The sequence below is a fragment of the Actinokineospora diospyrosa genome (assembly GCF_024171925.1).
In the GTDB taxonomy this organism is placed as follows: Bacteria; Actinomycetota; Actinomycetes; order Mycobacteriales; family Pseudonocardiaceae; genus Actinokineospora; species Actinokineospora diospyrosa.
Genome location: NZ_JAMTCO010000004.1, coordinates 39,239 through 63,532, shown reverse-complemented (window position 1 = coordinate 63,532; position 24,294 = coordinate 39,239). Strand labels below are relative to the sequence as shown.

At 69.5% G+C, this 24,294-nt stretch carries 20 protein-coding genes; 12 read left to right on the top strand and 8 right to left on the bottom strand.

All coding sequences use genetic code 11. From position 1 onward, the window contains the following. The first annotated feature begins 979 nt into the window (after nt 1-979). Nucleotides 980-1,792, top strand: coding sequence for a spermidine synthase (locus tag LV75_RS07455; protein ID WP_253886048.1), 813 nt, complete (start codon nt 980-982; stop codon nt 1,790-1,792). An 894-nt stretch (nt 1,793-2,686) separates the two neighbouring features. On the opposite strand, the gene LV75_RS07450 is transcribed toward LV75_RS07455, so the two are convergent. After that, complete coding sequence (locus LV75_RS07450; RefSeq protein WP_253886047.1) at nt 2,687-4,372, bottom strand: serine/threonine-protein kinase; 1,686 nt, start codon at nt 4,370-4,372, stop codon at nt 2,687-2,689. Nucleotides 4,373-4,567: 195 nt separating this feature from the next. Between LV75_RS07450 and efeU the strand changes: the two genes are divergently transcribed. From efeU to LV75_RS07430, 4 genes are all read left to right on the top strand, one after another. Beyond that, on the top strand, nt 4,568-5,419 hold the full coding sequence (gene efeU, locus LV75_RS07445) for an iron uptake transporter permease EfeU (RefSeq protein WP_253886046.1): 852 nt from the start codon (nt 4,568-4,570) through the stop codon (nt 5,417-5,419). Further along, complete coding sequence (efeO, locus tag LV75_RS07440; protein WP_253886045.1) at nt 5,416-6,564, top strand: iron uptake system protein EfeO; 1,149 nt, start codon at nt 5,416-5,418, stop codon at nt 6,562-6,564. Before efeU ends, efeO begins: the two co-directional genes overlap by 4 nt. Next, a complete protein-coding gene (gene efeB / locus LV75_RS07435; RefSeq protein WP_253886044.1) occupies nt 6,561-7,793 on the top strand; it encodes an iron uptake transporter deferrochelatase/peroxidase subunit in 1,233 nt (410 codons plus the stop codon). The genes efeO and efeB overlap by 4 nt, the downstream gene beginning before the upstream one ends. A 66-nt stretch (nt 7,794-7,859) precedes the next feature. Next, complete coding sequence (locus LV75_RS07430; protein ID WP_253886043.1) at nt 7,860-8,435, top strand: NADPH-dependent FMN reductase; 576 nt, start codon at nt 7,860-7,862, stop codon at nt 8,433-8,435. 463 nt (nt 8,436-8,898) lie between these two features. Here LV75_RS07430 and LV75_RS07425 read toward each other — a convergent pair whose 3' ends face one another. The 5 genes from LV75_RS07425 to LV75_RS07405 all read right to left on the bottom strand — a co-directional run bounded on the left by LV75_RS07425 (nt 8,899) and on the right by LV75_RS07405 (nt 13,835). Next, the gene (locus LV75_RS07425) at nt 8,899-9,210 is read right to left on the bottom strand and encodes an STAS domain-containing protein (protein WP_253886042.1); all 312 of its coding nucleotides are present in this window, start codon (nt 9,208-9,210) and stop codon (nt 8,899-8,901) included. 67 nt (nt 9,211-9,277) lie between these two features. Beyond that, on the bottom strand, nt 9,278-12,343 hold the full coding sequence (locus LV75_RS07420) for an alpha-amylase family glycosyl hydrolase (RefSeq protein WP_253886041.1): 3,066 nt from the start codon (nt 12,341-12,343) through the stop codon (nt 9,278-9,280). 147 nt (nt 12,344-12,490) lie between these two features. Continuing rightward, complete coding sequence (locus LV75_RS07415) at nt 12,491-13,093, bottom strand: hypothetical protein (protein WP_253886040.1); 603 nt, start codon at nt 13,091-13,093, stop codon at nt 12,491-12,493. 20 nt (nt 13,094-13,113) lie between these two features. Continuing rightward, nucleotides 13,114-13,464: a fluoride efflux transporter FluC gene (locus LV75_RS07410; protein ID WP_253886039.1), complete on the bottom strand. Its 351-nt coding sequence runs from the start codon at nt 13,462-13,464 to the stop codon at nt 13,114-13,116. Continuing rightward, entirely contained in the window at nt 13,461-13,835 is a 375-nt protein-coding gene (locus tag LV75_RS07405) for a fluoride efflux transporter FluC (RefSeq protein ID WP_253886038.1), read from the bottom strand. The genes LV75_RS07410 and LV75_RS07405 overlap by 4 nt, the downstream gene beginning before the upstream one ends. A gap of 65 nt (nt 13,836-13,900) precedes the next feature. Here LV75_RS07405 and LV75_RS07400 point away from each other — a divergent pair, with 65 nt between their 5' ends. The 6 genes from LV75_RS07400 (at nt 13,901) to LV75_RS07375 (ending at nt 20,101) form a co-directional block, all read left to right on the top strand. Then, nucleotides 13,901-14,443 carry a GNAT family N-acetyltransferase gene (locus LV75_RS07400; RefSeq protein WP_253886037.1) on the top strand — a complete coding sequence of 181 codons (543 nt, stop codon included), beginning with the start codon at nt 13,901-13,903 and terminating at the stop codon, nt 14,441-14,443. Between the two features lie 232 nt (nt 14,444-14,675). Beyond that, on the top strand, nt 14,676-16,100 hold the full coding sequence (ngcE, locus tag LV75_RS07395; protein WP_253886036.1) for an N-acetylglucosamine/diacetylchitobiose ABC transporter substrate-binding protein: 1,425 nt from the start codon (nt 14,676-14,678) through the stop codon (nt 16,098-16,100). Further along, a complete protein-coding gene (locus tag LV75_RS07390; protein WP_253886035.1) occupies nt 16,097-16,999 on the top strand; it encodes a carbohydrate ABC transporter permease in 903 nt (300 codons plus the stop codon). The genes ngcE and LV75_RS07390 overlap by 4 nt, the downstream gene beginning before the upstream one ends. Continuing rightward, nucleotides 16,999-17,901 (top strand): carbohydrate ABC transporter permease, encoded by a 903-nt coding sequence (locus tag LV75_RS07385; protein WP_253886034.1) that lies wholly within the window; start codon nt 16,999-17,001, stop codon nt 17,899-17,901. The genes LV75_RS07390 and LV75_RS07385 overlap by 1 nt, the downstream gene beginning before the upstream one ends. Next, nucleotides 17,898-19,154, top strand: a complete 1,257-nt coding sequence (locus tag LV75_RS07380; RefSeq protein WP_253886033.1) for a 6-phospho-beta-glucosidase — start codon at nt 17,898-17,900, stop codon at nt 19,152-19,154. Before LV75_RS07385 ends, LV75_RS07380 begins: the two co-directional genes overlap by 4 nt. Further along, nucleotides 19,151-20,101, top strand: a complete 951-nt coding sequence (locus tag LV75_RS07375) for an N-acetylglucosamine kinase (RefSeq protein ID WP_253886032.1) — start codon at nt 19,151-19,153, stop codon at nt 20,099-20,101. The genes LV75_RS07380 and LV75_RS07375 overlap by 4 nt, the downstream gene beginning before the upstream one ends. Here the strand turns inward: LV75_RS07375 and LV75_RS07370 are convergent. Both LV75_RS07370 and LV75_RS07365 read right to left on the bottom strand, forming a co-directional pair. Then, complete coding sequence (locus LV75_RS07370) at nt 20,098-21,591, bottom strand: NACHT domain-containing protein (protein ID WP_253886031.1); 1,494 nt, start codon at nt 21,589-21,591, stop codon at nt 20,098-20,100. The two genes, LV75_RS07375 and LV75_RS07370, sit on opposite strands and share 4 nt — an antisense overlap. A 33-nt stretch (nt 21,592-21,624) precedes the next feature. Next, on the bottom strand, nt 21,625-22,722 hold the full coding sequence (locus tag LV75_RS07365) for an ABC transporter ATP-binding protein (protein WP_253886030.1): 1,098 nt from the start codon (nt 22,720-22,722) through the stop codon (nt 21,625-21,627). 263 nt (nt 22,723-22,985) lie between these two features. On the opposite strand from LV75_RS07365, the gene LV75_RS07360 reads away from it, so the two are divergent. Then, a complete protein-coding gene (locus LV75_RS07360; RefSeq protein WP_253886029.1) occupies nt 22,986-24,275 on the top strand; it encodes an ABC transporter substrate-binding protein in 1,290 nt (429 codons plus the stop codon). The last annotated feature ends 19 nt before the right edge of the window (nt 24,276-24,294 follow it).

The window sequence follows — 24,294 nt, the reverse complement described above, 5'->3', positions numbered from 1 at the left end:
TCCCACCAACCGCTGTCCAACCAGCGCCCGGTCCTGGATTTCGCCGCTGCCAAGCTCGCCAAGCTCGCCCTTGGCGAACGGGAGAACGTCGCCAAGGCACTGGAAGAGTTGCTGGCCTGCTACCACGAGCACAGGGTGAGTGGCCACCTCGACAACTACCGGCCGACGCCCTACCACGCCATCCGCCGCGCTGCCTCGTACAGCGCGAACCTGGTCTTGTTGCGTACCGCGGTGCCGGGCGGCGATCTGCACCTGCCGACGATATGGCCACATGGGCCGAAGGAGCAATGGCAGTCGTTGGTGCGTCTGTGGACCGCTGGATTGGACGCGACTGGGATAAGCACTGTCTGCGCTGGCCTCGAACTGCACCTGATTCGGGTCTACCGGAATCGAACACCTGGAGGGCTTCCGCCTGATCTGGCTGCTGCCCGGTTGATGGGCGACCCTTCTCTGGAGTTGCGGTTGCGGACCGGGAATGCGGTTTTCACCACGATGACCTACTACTCCAACCATGAGGATTGGGCTCACTACGCCTTCTCCTCGCTGGTAGCGGCGGCCGTCGGCGTTCATTTCCGAGGGTTCCCCGCAGCCCCACCTTCGGGTTCCGTCGATCCGGCCCAATTGGTACCGATTGTGGAGCTGGCCAAACACGTTCTGCGTACCCGATGCGCCGATTGGGATATCCCGGTGGTGGTGAGCTGTGTGCTGTGGATAGCGGATCTCGATCCGAAAGGTGAGCTCGACTGGTTGGTCGAGGTCAACAACGCCCACGGTCCAGGGCTTCGTGCAGCGATTCTCGCGCAGGAGGACTCGTCGACCGCCCGCCGAGTGGCCGAAGGCCTGACCGGCCTCCCGCGGGGGAAGCCCTACCGATCGGGTCTTTCCACGCCGTTCGTGCCCTAGCCGCCCCTGCCTAGCCCGTGCGGGCGCGGCGTGGTGTGCTGTGCGGGTGACTGGTCCGAGACAGGGGCGTTTTCCCGTGCGGTTCGGGACCGCGGAGGTGGTGCGGGACCTGGATCGGGTGAACGGGTGGTTGCTCAGTGTCGATGGCGTGGCCCAGTCCTACGTCGACGTTGACGATCCGACGCACTTGGAGTTCGACTACGTGCGGCGGATCGCGGATGTGCTGGACTGCTGGGGGCAGGAGGGGGCGGCGGTCGACGCGTTGCACCTGGGTGGTGGGGCGTGCACGGTGCCGAGGTACCTCTCCGCCACCCGGCCCGGATCCCGCCAGGAGGTCGTCGACGCCGACGGGGGCATGGTCGCGTTGGTGCGCGACCAGTTCGGCATCGACGCGATCCCCGGGTTGACCGTCCACGTGGGAGACGGCCGAGCGGGCGCCACCGCCCGTGAAGACCTCTCCACCGACGTCGTCGTGGTCGACGCGTTCGAGCGCGGCATGGTGTCCGCAGGCCTGTTCAGCGTCGAGGCCACCAGGGAACTCTCCCGCGTCCTGCGCGCCAACGGCGTCTACCTCGCCAACCTCTCCGACGGCCCCGGCTTCCCCTTCGCCAGCCGCGTCGTCGCCACCCTGTCCGCGGTCTTCGGCAACGTCCTCCTCCTCGCCGAACCCGCAGTCCTGCGCGGCCGCCGCTTCGGCAACATCGTCCTAGCCGCCTCCGCCGTAGAACTCCCCACAGACCAAATCGCCGCCCGAGCCGCCAACACCGCCTTCCCCGCCCGCTGCGTCACCGCCGCCGAACTCCGCGCCCTAGTCGGCCCCGCCCGCCCCCTGACCGACAACGAGCCCATCACCCCACCCGTGCCCCCCAAAGACCCCTTCGCCACCTAGCTCGCATCCCCCACCCCCCGCGCAGCAGTGCCGACCGCCAGCCCCCCAAAGATTTCGGCGCCAAGCCAGTTTCCCTACTCCGACCACCGGACACTCGAACCCCGCTGGTGCCATCCCGCCCTCCGTCAGGACTGGCCCCAACCCACAAACCTAGCCCCCCTGGACACTCGCAAGTCCCACTGCCAGCCCGGCTCCCGTCAGGTGCGCCCCAGCCCACCTACCCAGCACCTGGACACTCGGACCCGTCGGTGCCAACCTTGCCCCCCGTCAGGTGCGCCCCAACCCACCCACGCAGCACCTGGACACTCGGACTCAGCGGTGCCAGCTCGCCCCCCGTCAGGTCCGCCTCAGCCCACCTGCTCAGCCCGTGGACCCTCGGATCCAGCGGCGCCACCTCAGCTCCCGCCAGGTCCGCCCCAGCCCACCTACCCAGCGCCTGGACAGTCGGAGTCGCTGGTGCCAGGCCGGCTCGATGGGGCGGACTTGTTTTGCGTGGGGGGACGACACCCGTAGCGTTGTTCACGCGGCAGGGCCTGCTTTTGGGCCCCTGCTTTGCGGTTCTGCCACGGGTGTTGTAGGGGCCCCACGCAAAACAAGTTCGCCCCATCGAGCTTCGCAGTTAAGTCGCGGATCGGGCCCGATGTTGCCGCCAGGCAACGAGGCGTCCGATCCCGGGTCGCCGAGCTCGCCGCCAGGCGACGAGGCCGACCACCGCAGCCGAAGGCGGAGGCCCGAATCCCTTGCCCCGCACTCCCAACCACGGCCCACGCCAAGATCAACCTGATCGAAAGCCCCCAAATACACAGCTTACCGACGCACACCGACAACCCGGGAGCAGCAACCAACGCCCTGTGGACAACAGCATCAGGCCGCAGCCGAGCCAAGGACGCTAGCTCACGGAGTTGGATCGTAGGCACTGCCCGCGTGTTGTTGAAGAGAGGAACGAAGTTCCAACACGTCTCGGGATTGGCGGGGTTTGGGGTGGTGGTGGGAGATGGGGTAGAGGCGGAAACCCCCGTGGCGGCGGGAGTGGCGTTTGCCCAGGGCGGCGTCGGCGGTGGCTGGGTCCTTTAGCCAGAGGATCAGCCAGGGTTTGCGGCGGTCGGTGAGTACTTGGACTCGGGAGATCTCGGCCCAGGGGATGAGGCGTTCGCCGTCGGTGGAGGAGATCCAGAGGCCTATGTCGGCGATGACCACGGTGCGGGGGCGGGCCTTGAGGGTTCGGAACAGGGCCCGGATTGTTGAGAGGCCCAGTAGGACCGCGAGTGCGCCCATAGCGGCGGCTAAGGCTTCCACGCCGTAGTGGGCGCTCTTGGCGGCAGCGGCCAGAGCCAGGATCGTGCAGGCACCTGTGGTCAAGGTCCAGAGCAGGGGCGCGGTTCGGGTGGTGCGCAATCGCAGGGAGTCCGTGGGGGAGGCTGCGCGGCGGGTAGACGCAGGGGCTTTGTCGGGGGAAGGCGACCGGCCGACCGCAGACCGGGGAACGGGCGGCAGGACGGCAGGAGCCCCCGCGGCAGCAGACTGGGGAGCGGAAGGCGGGATGACCGAAGGGCGCCCAACAGGAGGCTGAGCAGCAGGCGGGTGCGCAGCGGGAGACTGGGCGACAGTAGAGCGCGCGGCAGCAGGCTGAGCGGTAGGCGGTGAAGCGCTGCGGGGTCGGGCTGCGGGCGGGGCCGGGTGCTCCACCAGGGTTGGCGTGCGCGGGGTCACCGGCTTGAGGAACTCGGTTTGGTGCTGTTCCACCAGCGTCCGCACCACCGCCGGTAACCAGTGGCCGGTCGGTGCCTCTCCCACCTCCGCCAACAGGTCCGCCGGAGTCGGTCGCGCCTCAGCACGTGGGTTCAGGCACCGGGACACCACCGGCCGCAGCTCACTAGGCACCCCGACCAAGTCCGGCACCGTGTGCACCGCCCTATAGAGCAGTGCCGCAACCTCACCATCCCCAAAGGCCCCAGACCCCGTAGCGGCATAGACCATGACCGCGCCAAGAGCGAACACATCGCTAGGCGGCCCTACCTCGCCACCGGAGATCTGTTCTGGCGATAGGTAGCCAGGAGTCCCGAACAGCACCCCGGTCGCGGTCAACGCGGTAGTGCGCACCGCCTTCGCGATACCGAAGTCGATGACCCTCGGCCCGTCCTCCGCCAGCAGCACGTTCGACGGCTTGAGGTCGCGGTGCACCAGACCGGCAGCGTGGATGGCCGCGAGTGCCTCGGCGAGCCCGGCCAGCAGTGCGCGCAGCGCGGGCTCGGGCAGCGGACCACCGGAGCGCACGGCCTCGGTCAGCGTCGGACCCGGCACGTACTCGGTGGCCAGCCAGGGCCGGTCGGCGTCCGGGTCGGCGCCGACCACGGCGGCGGTCCAGAAGCCGCCGACCGCGCGGGCCATCTCGATCTCCAGGCGGAACCGGTGCCGGAAGTCCGGGTCCTCGGCCAACCCGCCCCTGGCGACCTTGACCGCGACGTAGCGCCCGCCCGGGGAGCGCCCCAGGTAGACCGTGCCCATCGCGCCCCGGCCGAGCCTGCCGAGCAGCGCGTAGTCACCGACCCGTCGCGGATCGTGGACCTGCAGTTCGCGCACCGCACCCCTCCCCGGGTTCCCTCCTGGGCAGGCTACCGATTTGTTATGTCCCGGCGAGCCTCTACAAGCGTGTCTAGCAGGAGGATCCGGACATTTCCCCTGGTTGGCGGCGTGGTGTCGCGCTTGTCGCACTGGACAGGCCAAGTAAGGCTTACCTAGGTTCGACCAGGTAAGGCTTACCGAACCGGCCGGGAGGTGACCGTGGAGTACGTGTTCGCCAGCGCGCTGGTCGGGCTGCGCGAGGGCCTGGAGGCCACCCTGGTGGTGAGCATCCTGCTGGCCTACCTGGTCAAGTCCGACCGGCGCCCGGCGATCCGCTGGGTGTGGCTCGGCGTCGGCGTCGCGGTGGTGCTCTCGGTCGCGGTCGGCGCGCTGATCACCTTCACCAGCAGCACGCTGGACTTCCAGGCGCAGGAGACCTTCGGCGGCGTGATGTCGCTGGTCGCCGTCGCGTTCGTCACCGGGATGGTGTTCTGGATGCGCGGCGCGGCCCGCAAGATCAGCGGGGAACTGCGCGGGCGGCTCTCCGACGCGCTGGCCATCGGTCCACTCGCGATCGTCGGCCTCGCCTTCCTCTCGGTCGGCCGGGAGGGGCTGGAGACGGCCGTCTTCTTCTACGCCACCACCCAGTCCGCGGGCACCAACAGCGGGCCGCTGGTCGGCTTCCTGATCGGGATCGCCCTCGCGGTCCTGCTCGGCTGGGCGCTCTACCGGGGCGCGCTGCGGATCAACCTGAGCCGCTTCTTCACCTACACCGGCGTGCTGCTGGTCTTCGTGGCCGCCGGGGTGCTCGGCTACGGGCTGCACGACCTGCAGGAGGCCGGGGTGCTGCCCGGCCTGAACACCCTCGCGTTCGACCTGTCCGGACCGGTGCCCGAGGACTCCTGGTACGGCGCGCTGCTCAAGGGGATCTTCAACTACTCGGCGCGCACCAGCGTGGTGCAGGCCGTCGCCTGGGTCGCCTACGTGGCGATCACCCTCACCGTCTTCCTCTGGCCCGCGCGCAAAGCCGCTGGCCCCGTCCCCGCGCAAGGAGCCACCCCGTGAGACTCAAGGACCTGGGCGTCTGCCTGACCGGCCTGGCCGTCCTGCTCCCCCTGACCGCCTGCGGCTCCGGCGGCGACACCGGCGGTGGCACCGGCGCCCAGGCGGGCGGCCCGATCGCGGTCGAGGCCAAGGACGACGCGTGCGGGCTGACCCGCGCGGAGGCCGACGCGGGCACGATCACCTTCGAGGTCAGCAACAAGGGCACCCGGGTCACCGAGTTCTACCTCTACGGCGAGGGCGACCGGATCATGGGTGAGGTCGAGAACATCACCCCCGGGCTGACCAGGCGGTTGATCGTCGAGGTCCCCGACGGCGGCAAGTACCAGACCTCGTGCAGGCCGGGGATGACCGGTGACGGCATCCGCGCCGGGTTCACCGTGAAGGGCTCGGCGACCAGGCAGGTCGACACCAACACCAAGCTGGCCGAAGCGACCAGGAGCTACAAGACCTACGTCACCTCCCAGGTCGAGCCGCTGGTGGCCAAGACAGGCGAGTTCGTGGCCGCGGTGAAGGCGGGCAAGGTCGACGAGGCCAAGGCGCTGTTCCCGGTCGCGCGGACCTACTGGGAGCGCATCGAGCCGGTGGCGGAGAGCTTCGGCGACCTGGACCCGCGCATCGACGCGCGCGAGGCCGACCTGGAGCCGGGGCAGGAGTTCACCGGGTTCCACCGGCTGGAGAAGGACCTGTGGGTCAGCGGCCTGCAGGCCGACAGCGGCGCCATCGCCGAGCGGCTGGCCACCGACGTCAACGAGATCGCGACCAAGGCCAAGGCGGTGGAGCTGACCCCGCTGCAGCTGGCCAACGGCGCGAAGGAGCTGCTCGACGAGGTCGCCACCGGCAAGATCACCGGCGAGGAGGACATCTTCTCGCACACCGACCTGTGGGACTTCCGGGCGAACGTGGAGGGCTCGGCGGCCGCGGTGAACGCGCTGCGCGAGGTCGTCAACGAGCGCGACCCGGAGCTGGCCAAGACGCTGGAGCAGCGGTTCAAGGTGGTCACCGACCTGCTGGACAAGCAGCACACCGGCGAGGGCTACAAGCTCTACACCGACCTGACCGAGGCCGAGGTCAAGGCGTTCGCCGAGGCGGTGGACGCCCTCGGTGAGCCGATCAGCAAGGTCGCCGAGGTCGTGGCGCAGAAGTGAGTGTGTCCCGGCGCGGGTTGTTCGGCCTGGCGGGCGCGGGTGTCGCGGTCGCCGGGCTGGGCGCTGCCGCAGGCGTGCTCGCGACCGGGGAGCCGGGCGGGCAGCCCGCGGGGCCGGTGTCGGTGGTGCCGTTCCGCGGTCAGCACCAGGCCGGGATCGTGACCCCGGCGCAGGACCGGATGCACTTCGTGGCCTTCGACGTGACCACCAAGGACCGGGCCGAGCTGGTGGCGCTGCTGCGGGCGTGGACCGCGGCCGCGGAGCGGATGACCGCCGGTCAGGAGGCGACCGAGGGCGGCGCGGTCGGCGGGCACCCGGAGGCGCCACCGGCCGACACCGGCGAGGCGCTCGACCTGGCCGCCTCGGCGCTGACGCTGACCATCGGGTTCGGCCCGACGCTGTTCGACGACCGCTTCGGGCTGGCCGCGCGCAGGCCGGAGGCGCTCATCGACCTGCCCCGGTTCCCCCGCGACGACCTGGACCCCCGGCGCGGCGGCGGGGACATCTGCGTGCAGGCGTGCGCCAACGACCCGCAGGTGGCGGTGCACGCCATCCGCAACCTGGCCCGGATCGGGTTCGGCAAGGTCGCGGTGCGCTGGTCGCAGCTGGGGTTCGGCCGGACGTCGTCGACCTCGACCAGCCAGGCCACCCCGCGCAACCTGTTCGGGTTCAAGGACGGCACGAACAACCTCAAAGCGGAGGACCCGGCGGCGCTGGCCGAGCACGTGTGGGTGACCGACGGTCCGGAGTGGATGCTCGGCGGGACCTACCTGGTGGCGCGGCGGATCCGGATGCACATCGAGATCTGGGACCGCACCTCGCTGGCCGAGCAGGAGGACATCGTCGGCCGGGCCAAGGGCAGCGGCGCGCCGCTGGGCCAGCGCGACGAGTTCGACCCGGTCGACCCGAACGTGCGCGGCGCGGGCGGGGTGGCGCTGGTCGCCGAGGACTCGCACGTCCGGCTGGCCGCGGAGAACCTCGGCGGGGCCAAGATCCTGCGCCGCGGCTACAACTTCACCGACGGGTCGGACGGGTTCGGGCACTTGGACGCGGGTCTGTTCTTCGTGTGCTTCAACCGGGACTCGCGCACGCAGTTCGTCCCGATGCAGCGGGCACTGTCCTCACGCGACCGGATGATGGAGTACCTGGAGCACACCGGATCCGGTCACTTCGCGTGCCCGCCCGGCGTGGCGGAGGGCTCCTTCTGGGGGGAGCGGCTGTTCGGCTGAGTCGCCCGGCCGCGGTGCCCGTCGTAGCCTGGGACCGAAGTGGACGGTCTCAGGAGGGAGCACACGGTGACCCGGATCGGCATCATCCTCGGCAGCACCCGGCCCAACCGCAACGGTGAGCAGGTGGCCAGGTGGGTGCACGACATCGCGGCCCGCCGCACCGACGCCGAGTACGAACTCGTCGACCTGCGCGACTACCCGCTGCCGCACCTGGACGAACCAACCCCGCCGTCGATGGGGCAGTACGAGAACGAGCACACCAAGGAGTGGGCGGCCAAGATCGCCTCGTTCGACGGGTTCGTGGTGGTGACGCCCGAGTACAACCACAGCACGTCGGGGGTGCTGAAGAACGCGATCGACTATCTGTACGCGGAGTGGAACAACAAGGCGATCGGGTTCGTGTCTTATGGGTCGGTGGGTGGGGCCCGGGCGGTGGAGCACCTGCGGTTGATCGCGGGTGAGTTGCAGATGGCGGATGTGCGGCAGCAGGTGGCGTTGTCGTTGATCACGGAGTTCGAGAACTTCAGTGTGTTCAAGCCGGGGGAGTACAACTTGCCCGCGGTGACGACGTTGCTGGATCAGGTGGTGTCGTGGAGTGAGGCGCTGGCGCCGTTGCGGGGGCGGGTGCACGCGTCGGTTTAGTGGTCGGCGGCGACCTCGGCGACCCGGGCCCGTCGGCCTCGTTGCCTGGCGGCAACCTCGGGGTCCGGATCACCGCCTCGTCGCCTGGCGGCGAGCTCGGCGTGCCGGATCGGACGCCTCGTTGCCTGGCGGCAACATCGGGCCCGATCCGCGGCAATGCGTGCTGCTCGATGGGGCGAACTTGTTTTGCGTGGGGCCCCTACAACACCCGACGCAGAACCGCAAAGCAGGGGCCCAAAAGCAGGCCCTGCCGCGTGGAAACGCTACGGGTGTTGTCCCCCCACGCAAAACAAGTCCGCCCCATCGAGCCGGCCTGGCACCAGCGACTCCGAGGAGCGCGGGGTGATCAGGTGGGCTGAGGCGGACCTGACGGAAGGGCAGTTGGCACCGCAGGTTCGAGTGTCCAGGCGCTGGGTAGGTGGGCTGAGGCGGACCTGGTGGGGGTTGGGTTGGCACCGGAACCTCAAGGGCGAAACAGGTGTTCCAACCCGGTGATTGCCAGCATTCGAGCTACGTTCGGGTCGATTGCACTTACCGACAAGCGCCCGCCGACGCTTAGTGCCCGTCGGTAGGCTGCTAGCAATGCGGACAGTCCGCTGGAATCGCAGAAGACCAGTCGCCCCAAGTCCAAGGTCAGTACGGCTCCCTGCCCCAGGTCCAGCGCCGCCACCATTGCTGTTAGTTCGGGGGCTGTGGCGTAGTCCAGGTCCCCGCTCAGCGCTAGGCCGCCGTCGACCAGGCGCGTGATGTCGAGGGTGTGGGGATCCGTCTCCACCAGTGGGGCTCCTCCGATCGGTTGCGTTCGGGAGGTACCCGTTCCGGGTGATCCCCACACCCGCTCTTTACGTGGGTGGCAGCACGTACGAGGCGGAGCCGTCTGGGTGGGTTGAGCCTGAGGTGAACCAGACCTCGTGGCCGGTGGTGTTCACGTCGAGGTACTGGTCGGCGCCGGGGTCTTTGGTGTCGCCTTGGTGGATGATATGGCTCAGGCCGCCCGTGTCCGTTGTCAGCGGGATCGACCACAGTGCGCCGAAGGCGTCTTGGCCGGTCGGGGGACTGGAGGCGGACCAGTCGGGGCTGGGGTGTTGTGAGCCGGTCCAGTGGTAGAGCGTCCAGCCGGGGTAGTCGCCTGTTGGGCGGTGGTAGTGGATGACCGCGCGGTTCTCCGCTGCCGCCAAGGAGGTGAAGTCGCGGGGGTTGTCTTCGCGCAGCCACACGGCGGATGTGCGGGGTTGCACGCGGCGGAGGACGGTGTTGTTGGCGACGATCTCGATGGTGTCCGACGCGGGCGCGGTCGCGACGGCGCCGAAGGCGTCGCGGCCGGTCAGGGGGATGTCCGGGTGGCCCGCGACCCGCACCGCGACGCCGCTGTAGTCGCCGGAGGGGCGGTTGTAGTGCACGGTCACCGACCCCGTCGCCGCCAGGTCGGACAGGTACTGCGTATCCGAGCCCTGGCGCAGCCAGATCTGGTTGGTGGGGGTGATCAGGCGATCGCCGCCGTCCTTGAGGTCTCCTTGGTGCACGATCACGCCGACTTGCCGGGCTCCCGGCAGCAGTCGGAACCACGCGAACCGGCCGTAGTGGGTCTCACCGGCGAACGGCAGCGGACGGTCCCACGCCGTCGGTGACTCGACGTCGCCCCAGACGTGCAGGCCCCAGCCTGCGTAGTCGCCCGCGGGCCGGTTGTAGTGCACGACCAGCCAAGCGGGGCCCACCGGGTCCGGCGGCGCCGCCACCAAGCTCACCGCGGCACCATCGGCGCCCAGCGGTCCTGACCCGTCCCGCGCGACCACCCGGAACTCCACCTCCGCCCCCTCCCGTGCCCCTGGCAGCGCGGCCACGTCGGCGAACACCCGGTACGGCGCCGCGTCGTCGGTTCCCAGCACCGTCCACCCCCGTGTTCCCTTGACCCGCGCCGCGAACGTGGCCTGCGCGAACGGCGCCGAGATCCCCTCTGCCCGCAACTCGACGCGCTCGTCGAGCACCGTGCCCGCCGCCGGGGCAACCAGCGTCGGTGCGACCGGGCCGTCCCGCAGCCGGTCGCTCGCCCGCAATGCCAACACCGACAGCGCTGGCACGGTCACCCGCACCTTCCCGGCCTCGGCCCGGAGGTGCTCCCCGCGCGCGGGGAATTCGACCCGGTACGACGCGGACGACACCGGAATGTCCACTGTGGTCGGTGTCGACCCGGCATTGGCGACGACCACGTGCTCGCGCCGCTCCCGTGCCGACACCCTGCTGAACGCCAACACATCGCCCTGGGCGAACCGCCGCGTCTGCGCGCCGTCCGCCCACACCTCGTCGCCATCCACAAAGGACGCGAGCGAAGCGAGCTGGCGGTAGAGCGGGTGCGACCGGTTGAAATTGTCCTGCCCACCGGTGCGACCCGCGCCCACGAACGTCTCGGCCACGAACTCCGGTGTGCGGCTGGCGAACATGTCCTGCCGCGCCAACTTGTCGCCGCCACGACCGGCGAACCCCTGCTCATCCCCGTAGTACACCACCGGGTTCCCGCGCCACAGGTACATCAAGGTGTTGCCCAACCGCAGGCGCGCCAGCAGTTCCTCGTCGCTGATCCCCGGCCGCCGGTCCCGCAGTAGCCACGCCATCCGCCCCATGTCGTGGTTGCCGAGGAAGGTGGGCAACGACGCGGCGTTTGAATCGGCGTCGGTGTAACGGTCGTCGGCGAGCAGGACGTCCGCGAGGTGGGTGGCGCCGCGACCGGCCAGGAAGTCCGCCGCGCCCGCCTGGAACGGGAAGTCGAGGGTGGCCTGCATGGTGCCGGTGGTCGTGTAGGTCGAGGTGAGCGCCGCGTCATCGCTGTACACCTCGCCGAACACGAAGAAGTCCGGCTTGCCGTGCGCCTTCGCGTAGGCCTTCACCTTCGGCGCCAGTGCCTGCCAGAACTCCATGTTCACGTGCTTGACCGTGTCGACCCGGTACCCGTCGATGCCGAGCACGTCGATCCAGTTCGTGAAGATGTCCGTCATCCCCCGCACGACCCTGGGGTGCTCCGTCATCAGGTCGTCCAGGCCGGAGAAGTCACCGTACTCAGTGGACTCACCGGCGAAGGTGGAGTCGCCCCGGTTGTGGTAGAACGCGGGATCGTTCAGCCAAGCGGGCGTCTTCGCCGTCGGGTCCGTCACCACGGGCGTGTACGGGAATGAGGTGATCCGCGGGAAGTCGGGCTTACCCGCGTGGGCCTTGATGTCGACAACTGCGCCTTGCGCGTCGCGGTAGGGGTAGGCGCTCGTGCCGCGGTACTGGTTGCCGCCCTCGGCGTAGGAGATCACGTCCGCGGTGTGGTTGGCGACGATGTCGAAGAACACCTTCATCCCCAGCCGGTGCGCGTCCGCGATGACCGCGCGCATGTCCGCCGTCGACCCGAAGTGCGGGTCCAGCCGGGTGAAGTCCGTCGTCCAGTACCCGTGGTAGGCGGCGGAGACGTCCGCGCCGCTGCCCTGCACCCACTTGTTGGCGAACATCGGGGTCATCCAGATCGCGGTGATCCCCATCCCGCGCAGGTAGTCCAGCTTCGACCGCAACCCCGCCAGATCGCCCCCGTGGTAGAAGCCCTTGTCGGTCGGGTCGTACCCCGTCTTGAGCCGATCGGTCTCCGCCGACCCGCCCCGGTCGTTGCGCGGATCACCGTTGGCGAACCGGTCGGGCATGACGAAGTAGAACCGCTCCCCGGTCAGGTCCGGTCGCGGTGCTGTCCGCGCCAGCTCGCGATCCCGCGGGCGCACCCCCGGCGCGATGTCCACGACCTCCCCGACCGCCAGTCGCCCCGCCCCCTGACCGGCGACGGTGACCGGGACCCCGCTGGGGACCGGGGCGGCCACCGCCGCGGGCACGACCACCGTCGCCCACAGCAGCGCCGCCAGAGCGATCGCCCCACCCCGACCCATGTGGACCTCCCCGCGCGAACGACCAGGTCACTGCACCAAACCACGGTGCGGGCCCGCCTCGATAGCGCCGACCGGAGGGGCTCGTGCCTCCCTTCGATACCTCCCGGACCTCCCGGTGCCCTGCTGGACCCGCGAGCGGATCCGGGCTCACCCCTCGCGCAGCCCCAGCCTGCGCAACTCCAGCCCGGCCAGCGCGCGCAGCGCCTCCGGGTCACCGGAGCGCCAGCCCCGCGCGACCGGTCCCGCCACCGCCAAGCGGGTGAACGGCTGCGTGGTCAACGCCCGCGCCGCGAGCACGTCCTGACCCGCCTCGCCCAGCGCGCGCAGCCGCACCGCCCCGCTCGCCTGCCTGGCGTAGCGCAGCCGCGGGGTCAGCCACGCGACCAGCAGCACCGCGATCGGCACCAGGACCAGCAGCACGGTCGACCAGAACGCCAGGGTCTCCACCGCCTGGACCTGCCGCCACCCCGCATCGGTGATCCGCGCCCCCGCGCCTGCCCCGCCGCGCAGCGCCTCGGCCACCGAGTCGCCCACCAGCGGGATCCCGTCGGCCTTGTCCGCCGCCGTGTTGAACGTCCCCTGCAGCGCCGTCCCGGCGTCCATCAGCCGGTCGCCGGGCAGCCGCAGCGCCAGGAGGGTCTCGCGCGCCGTCAGCGCGAACCACACCGCCAGCGCGACCACGACCACCGCCGCGACGTCGGCGAGCACCTGGCGGAGCAGGCGCTGGGGGCGCTCGGCGTAGATCTTCATCGGTCTCCTCGAGCCGGGGGTCAGCCGGTGAGGGCGTGCGCACCGGCCAGGCCACCCCAGAATGCCCCGAGTCCGGCGATCACCGACACCACCACGTTGCCCAGCGCGCGTCCCCGTTCGCCCCCCTCGGCGAGGGCCAGGGTCTCGTAGGAGAACGTCGAGTACGTCGTCAGCGCGCCGCAGAACCCCGTCCCCAGGGCGGCCTGCCAGTGGCCCACGCCGATCACCACCCCGAGCACCAGGCTGCCCACGACGTTCACCACCAGCGTTCCCCAGGGAAAGCCGGACGGTCGCGTGATGGCCCGGTCGACCAAATAGCGCAATGGGGCTCCGACGGCCGCACCAAGGGCGACTTGAAATACCTCGTTCATCGCTGGGCAACCACCCGTCGCGTGATCGCCGTACCCGCCGAGACAGCTATAAGGGCTGCCAGGAGGGTGCCGATGAGGTAGCCGAATGCCGCCACGGGACTGTCTGCGAGCATCCGCTGGAAATCCGCACAATAGGTGGAGAATGTGGTGAAACCGCCCAGAACGCCCGTGCCGAGGAATGGTCGGATGAGCGGGTGCGCGGTGCGGACCTCGATGACCACCACCATCAGGGCGCCCATCGCCAGGCACCCCGCGGCGTTGACCGCCAGGATCGTCCACGGCGTCGGCCAGGCGACCGCCGCGCCGTAGCGGGCGAGCGCGCCCAGCACGCCACCTGCGGATACCGCCGCCACCACCGCTGACCGCCTCATCGCACTCCAGTGTTATGGATCGGCGAACTGTTGTGCGCGCCGTGTCCGGTGTAGAGGATGCCGCCATGGAAGTGATGGCTGCCGCCGACCTCCCCGGCATCGTCGACGACCTCGCCGACCTGCTCGTCGACGCCGTCGCCGGGGGAGCGTCGGTGGGGTTCCTGCACCCGCTGGAGCGCGAGGCGGCCCGCAAGTGGTGGCTCGGCCTGGAATCCGGCCTGGCCGAGGGCCGGGTCCTGCTCTGGGTCGCCCGTGCCGACGACCGCGTCATCGGCACCGTGCAGCTGCGGCTGTCCGGCTACGAGAACGGTCCCCACCGCGCCGAGTTGGCCAAGCTGCTCGTGCACAGCGAGGCCCGCGGCCGCGGGATCGGGCGGTCGTTGCTGGCGTGCGCCGAGCGCGGCGCGGCCGAGCGCGGTCTGACCCTGCTGCTGCTCGACACCGAGTCCGACAGCCCCGCCGAGCACCTCTACCGCTCGGCTGGCTGGCTGGAGATGGGGGTTGTCCCCGGTCACGCGCTGAATCCCGCGGGAGAACTCCGGCCGACGACGTTCTACCGAAGGCACTTATCGCCGCCGCCACCGGACCCGGGTTCCGCCGAACTCTGAAACGCGTCACTTTGGCCCTCAAGAGAGCTCGCGTCAAGGGGTTGTTCTGGGTGTTCGGTCCGCTACAAAACAGCATGATCACGTTCAACGTTGGTGCTGGCCAAGGGCTATATCGGCGGAGTATGGTCTAGACCACATCACCCATCTGTCCGATTGCCCGGCGCGGGACGCCGCCTCGACTATGAGCGAGCCCCGCGAACCGGTCGCGTGACGGTCGAAGGAGTTTGCGCATATGTCCGCTGCGCTTCCGCAGAACCCCAGTCGTCGGTCGGTGCTCAAGGGCATCGGCATGGCCGCGCTCGCGGCCGGCCCGCTCTCCGCGTGCGCGTTCGGTTCCTCCGACCAGCCCAGCACCGGTGGCTCGACCGGCGAGAAGTCCAACACCAACCCGTTCGGCGTGGTGGCCAACGCCCCGCTGGAGATCGTGATCTTCAAGGGCGGCCTCGGTGACGCCTACGCCACCGACGTGCACGAGCCGCTCTACAAGAAGGCCTTCCCCCAGGCCGAGATCAAGCACGTCCCCACCCAGCAGATCGCCCAGACGCTGCAGCCGCGCTTCGCGGGCGGCAACGTGCCCGACATGATCTCCAACGCGGGCTCGGACATGATGGACAACGGCGCGCTGCAGAGCGAGGGCCAGTTGCTCGACCTGTCCCCGCTGTTCGCCGCCCCGGCCATCGGCGGCACCGGCACCGTGCGCGACACCCTGCTGCCCGGCGTCGTCGAGGCGGGCCTCATCGGTGACAAGCCGTACCTGCTGAAGTACATCTACACCGTGTACGGCCTCTGGTACGACTCGGCGCTGTTCAAGGCGAAGGGCTGGGAACCGGCGAAGGACTTCGCCGAGTTCGACGCCCTGCTCGGCAAGATCAAGGCCGCGGGCCTGCAGCCCTACGCCTACGCGGGCAAGAACGCCTCGTACTACCAGTACTGGATGATCGCCATCTCCGCCGCGCAGATCGGCGGCAACCAGGTCCTCATCGACATGGACAACCTCAAGGAGGGTGTCTGGACCTCCGACCCGGTCCGCAAAGCGGCCGAGGCGTGGGCCTCGATCGGCAAGAAGTACCTCGACCCGGCCAACGAGGGCCTGACCCACACCGAGGTGCAGACCGCGCAGAACCAGGGCAAGATCGGCTTCTACCCGTCGGGCTCCTGGCTGGAGAACGAGCAGAAGGAGCAGACCCCGGCGGCGTTCCAGTACGCGCTGGCGCCCACCCCGAGCGTCACCTCCTCGGACAAGCTGCCCTTCGGCGCCGTGCGCGCCGCAGCGGGCGAGTCCTACATCGTGCCGTCCAAGGCCAAGAACTCCGCCGGTGGCCTGGAGTACCTGCGCATCATGCTTTCCAAGGACGGCGCGCGCGGCTTCACCGAGAAGACCGGCAACATCACCGTCGTCAAGGGTGCCGCTGATGGCCTCAAGCTCTCGCCCGGCGCCCAGAGCTCCAACGACGCGTTGAACAAGGCAGGCGACAACATCATCACCTACAACCTGTTCGAGGACTGGTACAAGGAGTTCGAGACCGAGCTGCGCTCCAAGACCAACGCGCTGATGTTCGGCCGCATCACCGCCGACCAGTTCTGCAAGGACGTCCAGGCCAAGGCCGACGCGGTCAAGGCAGACTCCTCCATCACCAAGCAGAACCGCACTTCATGAAGATGCCCCGCGGCAGCGCCAGGTTCGTCATCGGCTTCCTGGCGCTGCCGGTCATCATCTACGTCGTCTTCGTCATCGCGCCCTACCTGCAAGCGTTCTACCTCGCGTTCACCGACTGGCGCGGGGTCTCGGCCAGCCCGCGCTTCTCCGGCTTCGACAACTTCACCAAGCTGCTGAGCGACCCGACCTTCTGGACCGCGGTCGGTCACCACGTGGTGCTGCTGCTCGTGCTGCCGCTGGCGACGCTGGCGATCGCGCTGTTCTTCGCGTTCCTGCTCAACATGGGCGCGGGGACCAAGGGCGTGCGCGGGTCGAAGTTCTACCAAGCGGTGTTCTTCTTCCCGCAGGTCCTCGCGGTCGCGGTGATCGGCGTGCTGTTCCAGGCGGTGTACCGGCCCGACCAGGGCGGTGTGCTCAACGGCCTGCTCGACCTGGTCGGCGTCGAGCCGATCGGGTGGCTCACCAAGCCGAACCTGGCGCTGTGGTCGCTGATCGCGGTCCTGGTGTGGCAGGCGGTCGGCTTCTACGTGGTGCTCTTCGCCGCGGGCATGGCCAACATCCCCAAGGAGGTCATCGAGGCCGCCGAGATCGACGGCTGCGGCCGGGCCAGGATGTTCTTCCAGATCACCCTGCCGCTGCTGTGGGACACCGTGCAGGTGGCGTGGGTGTACCTGGGGATCGCCGCGTTCGACGGGTTCGCGCTCGTGGCGACCCTGTCGGTCGACCGGGGCGGACCGGACCAGTCGACCACGGTGCTGCCGCTGGAGATCTGGCGCACCGCGTTCACCTACTCCAAGTTCGGCTACGCCTCGGCCATGGGTGTCGCGCTGTTCGTGCTGAGCCTCACCTTCGCCGTGCTCACCCTGCGGGTGACCCGGCGGGAACGGATCGAGTTCTGATGAGCAACCTCACCGTCGACCGGCCGGTCGAACGCGGGGGCGCGGGCGAGGTGCGGCGCCCGGGCAAGCGGGGCAACGGTGTCCTGGGTGGACTCTCGCACATCGCGCTGGCCATCTGGGCGGCGACGGTCATCCTGCCGATCCTGTGGACGTTCCTGGCCTCCTTCAAGACGAACACCGAGATCTTCAGCGAGCCGCTCGGCCTGCCCAGCTCCATGCACTGGGGTTCGTGGGGGCGCGCCTGGGAGAAGGCCAACATCGGGCAGTACCTGCTCAACAGCGTCGTGGTCGTGGCGCTGTCCACCGCGGGGACGATGCTGCTCGGCTCGATGGCGGCCTACGTGCTGGCCCGGTTCTCCTTCCGCGGCAACCGGTTCCTCTACGTCATGTTCGTCTCGGGCATGGTGTTCCCGGTGTTCCTGGCGCTGGTGCCGCTGTTCTTCGTGGTGCGCAACCTGGGCCTGCTCGACACCCACACCGGGCTGATCCTGGTCTACATCGCCTACTCGCTGCCGTTCACCGTGTTCTTCCTGACCGCGTTCTTCCGCACCCTGCCCTCGCAGATCGCGGAAGCGGCGCTGATCGACGGCGCCTCGCACACCAGGACGTTCTTCCAGATCATGGTGCCGATGGCCAAGCCGGGCCTGATCAGCATCACCATCTTCAACGTGATCGGCCAGTGGAACCAGTACCTGCTGCCGATCGTGCTGCTCTCGGGCAACGTCGAGGACAAGTGGGTGCTCACCCAGGGCATCGCCAACATCTCCACCAACGCCGGCTACCAGGCCGACTGGCCGAGCCTGTTCGCCGCGCTGACCATGACCATCATCCCGGCGCTGGCGGTCTACCTGATCTTCCAGCGGCAGATCCAAGCAGGCCTCACCTCGGGAGCCCTCAAGTGAAACTCGCTGTCGTCGGCGGCGGCTCGACCTACACCCCGGAACTGGTGGACGGCATCGCCCGGCTGCACACCGAGTTACCGGTCACCGAGCTGTCGCTGGTCGACCCGGACACCCACCGGTTGGCGCTGGTGGCCGGGGTGTCCGCGCGGATCCTGGCCCGCGCCGGGCACCCGGCGCGGGTCACCACCAGCACCGAGCTCGAACCGGGCGTGGCCGGCGCCGACGCGGTGCTGCTGCAGTTGCGCGTCGGCGGCCAGGCGATGCGCCACCAGGACGAGACCGTGCCGCTGGAGTGCGGCTGCGTCGGTCAGGAGACCGTCGGCGCGGGCGGGCTCGCGATGGCGCTGCGCACCGTGCCGGTGGTGCTCGACGCGGCCGAGCGGATCGCCTCGGTCGCGCCGCGGGCGTGGATCGTGGACTTCACCAACCCGGTGGGCATCGTGACTCGGGCCCTGCTCGACGCGGGGCACCGGGCCATCGGCCTGTGCAACGTGGCGATCGGGTTCCAGCGCCGCTTCGCCGCCCTGCTGGACGTCGACCCGGCGCGGGTGGCGCTCGACCACGTCGGGCTCAACCACCTCACCTGGGTCCGCTCGGTGTACCTGCGCGGCGAGGACGTGCTGCCCCGGCTGCTCGACCAGCACGGCGAGGTGATCGCCAAGCAGGTCGGCCTGCCCGAGCACGTGCTGCGCAAGCTGGGGATCGTGCCGTCGTACTACCTGCGCTACTTCTACGAGCACGACGCCGTGGTGGCCGAGCAGCGGGTGACCCCGTCGCGGGCCAGCGCGGTCGCCGAGGTCGAGGACAAGCTGCTCGCCCTCTACGCCGACCCCACCGTCGACACCAAGCCGGACCTGCTCGGCAGCCGCGGCGGCGCGTTCTACTCCGAGGCCGCGGTCGCCCTGCTCGCGTCGCTGTTCGGCGAGGGCGGTGACGTGCACGTGGTCAACGTGCGCAACAACGGGACCCTGCCGTTCCTGCCGGACAACGCGGTGATCGAGGTGCCCGCGACGGTGACCAGCGCGGGCGCGCAGACCTGGCCGATCGCGCCGGTGTCGCCGCTGCTGGCCGGGCTGATCGGGCACGTGTCGGCGTACGAGTCGCTGGCCGTGCGGGCGGCGGTGACCGGGGGAGTGGACCTGGTGGCCGAGGCCCTGCTGGCGCACCCGCTGATCGGCCAGGCGTCGGTCGCGGAGAAGCTGGCCGAGCGCCTCGTCGAGGTCAACCGGCCACACCTGCCCTGGGCGCCATGAAGACGGTTCTCGCGGTCGACGGCGGCAACAGCAAGACCGACATCGCACTGGTGCGAGCGGACGGCACGGTCCTGGCCCGGGGTCGGGGCCCGGGCTTCGAACCGCACTCGGTCGGCATCGCTGCCGCCGTCGACGTCGTCGTCCGCACCGCCGCGGCGCTGCTCGGCCCCTCGTTGCCCCACGCCGACCACGTGGCCGCCTACCTCGCGGGCGCTGACCTCCCCGAAGAGGAAACCGCCCTCCGCGACGAGTTCCTCCGCCGAGGTATCGCCACCTCCGTCGAGGTCGGCAACGACACCTTCGCCTTGCTGCGAGCCGGAACCACCACCCCCTGGGGCATAGCCGTCGTCTGCGGCGCGGGCGTCAACGCGGCAGGCATAGCCCCCGACGGCCGAGTCGCCCGCTTCCCCGCCCTAGGCCGCCTCACCGGCGACTGGGGCGGCGGCGGCCACCTGGGCGAAGAAGTCCTCTGGCACGCCGTCCGCTCCGAAGACGGCCGCGGCGCCCCCACCGAACTCGTCTCCCTCGTCCGCGAGCACTTCTCGGCGCCGTCGGCCACTGAGGTAGCCCTGGCCATCCACCGCGGCACCCTCCCCCGCCACCGCCTCGGCGAACTCACCCCCGCCCTGCTCTCCTCGACCGACCCCACCGCCCGCACCATCACCGCCCGCCTGGCCGAAGAGATCATCCTGCTCGGCCACTCCATCCTGACCCGCCTGGAGTTGCTGGATACGGCTGTGGAAGTGGTTCTAGGTGGGGGAGTCCTCACTAGCGGCGCCCGCACTCTCATGTCGGCGATCGAGTCGGGCTATGCCGCTCGCGCCCCCCACGCCCGCCTGATCGTGGCCACCCAGCCGCCGATCCTCGGCTCCATCCACATGGGCCTTTCTCAGATCGACGCCGATCAAGCGGCCCACGACAGAGCAGCGGCCCAGATCACCGCTTAGCGTCCCAGTGGATCCGCGATCTCATCCAGCAGTGCCGGAGGGGTGAGCTCCGGTCGCTGGCGTGGAGTTCCGCAGAGCAGCCACAGCGCCTGGTACACCGCCAGCTTGTCCGGGTCCCCTTGGCTCTGCAGGATGGTCACCGCTGTGTCCCGCCAGCGGCCGTTGGCCACCAAGGCCTCGGCGATCACCCAGCCCGGCCCGTGGCGGCCAGTGACCTCCTCCGACCCCTGCCTCACGCGCTCCAACGCGTCCACGGCGGCAGCCAACCCCTTCCGGCGCAACGGTTCAGCGTGCCCGCGTCCCGGAGTCACCTGGCCGGTGTTCCGGAGCACCAACTGGTCGACTACCGCCAGCAGCAAGTCCGTTTCCACTGCGAAGACCTTCGAGACACGCAGGGCATCCCGGATGACCCGCATTCGCACGTAGCTGTCGACCGCCGCGTGCGTGTTCGCCGGGAACAACCCACCCGAGCGGCTCTGGTCGCACAGCAGCCCCAGGAACAGCGGGTTTCCCACCATGGCCTGGATCTCGGCAGGAGCGTTCCGGACATTGTCGATCAGGCCGTGCTCCTCGTCCTGCTTCAACCCGGCCCTGCGGACCAGGTTCACCTGTCGGTCCCGCGACAGGGCCAGGACGCGGAATCTGGGCCAGTCGTGCACACGAGGTGCCCCCGGGAACTCGCGGCTCGCCACGATCCCACGGCACCGGTTCGCGCCGTGGAGGAAGTCGTGGATCACCTGGGTGTACTTCTCGATCTCGGCGGCGGGCTCGGTCGCGCTGCGGATCGCCGGGATCCCGTCCAGCGAGTCGAACAAGAACAGCCAGGTACCCGCAGCGAGCCCCCGGTCGAACTCTTCTTCGAGGTACCGGTCGACCTCGCGGTCCCGGCCCCTGTTCACGGCGCCGAGCACGAAGGCGCGGAGGTCCTCGGTGTTCACCTCTCCCAGGGCTGTGAACTCCTCGAGGTTGACGTAGAGCGGGAGTGGCTCGGTCTCGGATGGTCGGCGGTACACCCGCGAGGCGAGTTTCGCGGCCAAGTGCCGCAGCACGACGGTCTTGCCCGAACCGGGTTCGCCTTCAAGCGCAACGACCTTGTCCACCGAGGTTTCGAGCGTGGTGGACAGGGCGGACACCCTGCGGATCTCGGTTCCACGCGAATGGCGCCGGATCCCCTGCGGCCTGCGCACCTCGACGTCTGCTTCGAGTTCGGCGAACCGGTCGTCGCGCCAGTCCGCCCTGGCGTCGGTCCGCCGCATCTGGGATTCGAGGTAGCCTGCGAACCGGCCACGCGTGTCGACTCGCCGCTGGCCCTGTCGACGGCGGGCGAGCCACCTCCGGGCGCCGGGAAGTTCTCGCCACAGGATGTTGGTGCCCGCGACCACGGCACCCAGCACGATGAGGATCACCACGGGCAGCGTCACCCAGTGGGGGAGGCCCAGCATCGAGAAGAGTTTGTCGACGTCGGTGCTCACGTCCGTGGCTTGCCGCACAGGCGGATGATCGTTGCTGGTCGCGCCGCGTTACTAGATGACGCGGTCCCCGGTTTCCGGGTGGAAGACGTGGAGTTCGTCGGGGTTGCGGATGGCTACTCGGATGGTGTCGCCGAGGGTGGGTGGGGTTCGGCCGTCCACCCGCAGCACTACGCGGGTGAGGTCGGGGTCTTGGGGGAGGGAGCCGTGGACCAGGGCGTCGGCGCCGAGTTCTTCGACCAGTTCGACCAGTACGTCGAAGCCGGGGGCACCTGTGGGGACCGGGGTGAGTGATTCCGGCCTGATGCCCAGCGTCACCTCCGCGACCCCCGCCGAGGTGATGGCTGACAGGGATTCCCGGGGGAGGGGGACCGCGAGGCCGCCGATCGTGGCGCCACCGGCGGTGATGACCGATGCGCGCAGGTTCATCGAGGGGGAGCCGATGAAGCCCGCGACGAAGGCGTTGTCCGGGCGGTCGTAGAGCGCGCGTGGGGTGTCGCACTGCTGCAGGACACCGTCCTTGAGGACGGCGACGCGGTGGCCCATGGTCATGGCCTCGACCTGGTCGTGGGTGACGTAGATCGTCGTGGTCTCCAGCCTGCGCTGCAGGGCGGCGATGTTCGCGCGGGTCTCCACGCGCAGTTTCGCGTCGAGGTTCGACAGCGGTTCGTCCATCAGGAACACCGCCGGGTCGCGCACGATCGCGCGGCCCATCGCGACCCGTTGTCGTTGTCCGCCGGAGAGGGCCTTGGGTTTGCGGCCGAGGTAGGGCTCCAGGTCCAGCAGCCGCGCCGCCTCGAGGACCTTCGCCGCGATGTCGGTTTTCGTCAACCCCTGAAGTTTGAGCGCGAACCCCATATTCTGCGCGACCGTCATATGCGGGTAGAGCGCGTAGGACTGGAACACCATCGCGATATCGCGGCCCTTCGGCGCGACCGAGGTGACATCGCGCGAACCGATCCACACCTTGCCCTCGTCGACCTCCTCCAGCCCGGCCAGCATCCGCAGCGCGGTGGACTTCCCGGAGCCGGAAGGCCCTACCAGCACCAGGAACTCACCGTCGTCGATGGACAGGTCGAGCCCGTCGACCGCGCGCACCGGCGGTGTTCCTGGGAACACCCTCGACGCCGTCTCGTACCGAACCTCGGCCATCGATCACCCTCACGTCCAGGCTCAAACTCCACGCAGGCCCACCAGAATGCCCCATCCGCGCCGGGCGCACCAGGCGAGTGTCCCGCATTGCCGGAAAGCGTCATCCGAATGCCGCACCGCGTGGTAACGAAACGGTAACGACGTGCACTTTTGCATTTCCCAGCACACCCGGTGCGAGAACAGTGCGATCCACACCGGGGCGGTTCGGTCACCGCGTGCTCGGCGGTTTCCGCCTCCCCCGCAACGCTTTGTAGGAGGGTCTTGTGATCCTGTCCCGCCGATTCGTCCTGGTCACCGCGACGGCGGCAGCGCTGGCACTTGGCGCGAGCGCCTGCGGCTCGGACTCCGGCAGCCCCGCCCCGCCGCAACCGGCCGCGCTCGAGGGTGTCGGACCGATCTCCCTGGTCACCGGCAAGGACACCTCGGGCAACCTGCAGAACCAGGTCGACGAGTGGAACTCCGCGCACCCGGACCAGAAGGTCACGGTGATCGAGCTCCCCGAGGACGCCGACGCGCAGCGCCAGCAGATGGTGCAGAACGCCCAAACCCGCTCCGACGCCTACGGCGTGCTCAACCTCGATGTGGTGTGGACGGCCGAGTTCGCCGCCAACCAGTGGGTCGTCCCGTTGCCCGAGGCCGACTTCCCGCTGGACAAGCTGCTGCCCGCCACCGTCGAGACCGGCAAGTACTTCAAGCGCCTCTACGCCGTGCCGATCACCTCCGACGGTGGACTCCTCTACTACCGCAAGGACTTGCTCGACGCCGCGGGCCTGAAGGCGCCCACCACGTGGTCGCAACTCGCCGAGGCGTGCGCGAAAGTCCTGCCCACCGCGGCCGGGGTCTCCTGCTACGCCGGGCAGTTCGAGAAGTACGAGGGCCTCACCGTCAACTTCAGCGAGGCCGTCAACTCCGCTGGCGGCTCCGTCGTGGGCGAGGACGGCAAGCCCACGCTGGACACCGACGCCGCGCGCAAAGGCTTGCAGTTCCTGGTCGACGGCGTGAAGTCCGGCCTGATCCCGCAGAAGGCCCGCACCTTCAAGGAGGAGGAGGGCAGGCGCGCCTTCCAGGCGGGGGAGTTGCTGTTCCACCGCCAGTGGCCCTACCAGTACGCCAAGGCCAGCGCGACCGACGGTTCCTCCGCCGTCGCGGGCAAGTTCGCCGTCGCGCCGCTGCCCGGACTCGACGGTCCCGGCGCCTCTTCGCTGGGCGGGCACAACTACGCGGTGAGCGCCTTCACCAAGAACAAGAAGACCGCCGTGGACTTCATCAAGTACTCGGCCAGCGAGGAGCAGCAGCGCAAGAACCTGGAGAAGACCTCGCAGGCGCCGACCTGGTCCGCGCTCTACGACGAGGCCGACCTGGTCACCAAGTTCCCGTACCTGACGCAGCTCAAGAAAAGCATCGAGGGCGCGACCAAGCGACCCGGTGTGGTCAAGTACCAGGAGGTGTCGCGGGCGATCCAGGAAGCCGCCTACGGCGCCATGAGCGGTGACACGCCCGTCGACGACGCGCTGAAGTCGTTGCAGGGCAAGCTAGAGGCACTCACCAAGTGAGCCAGGCAGGCGGTGGGGC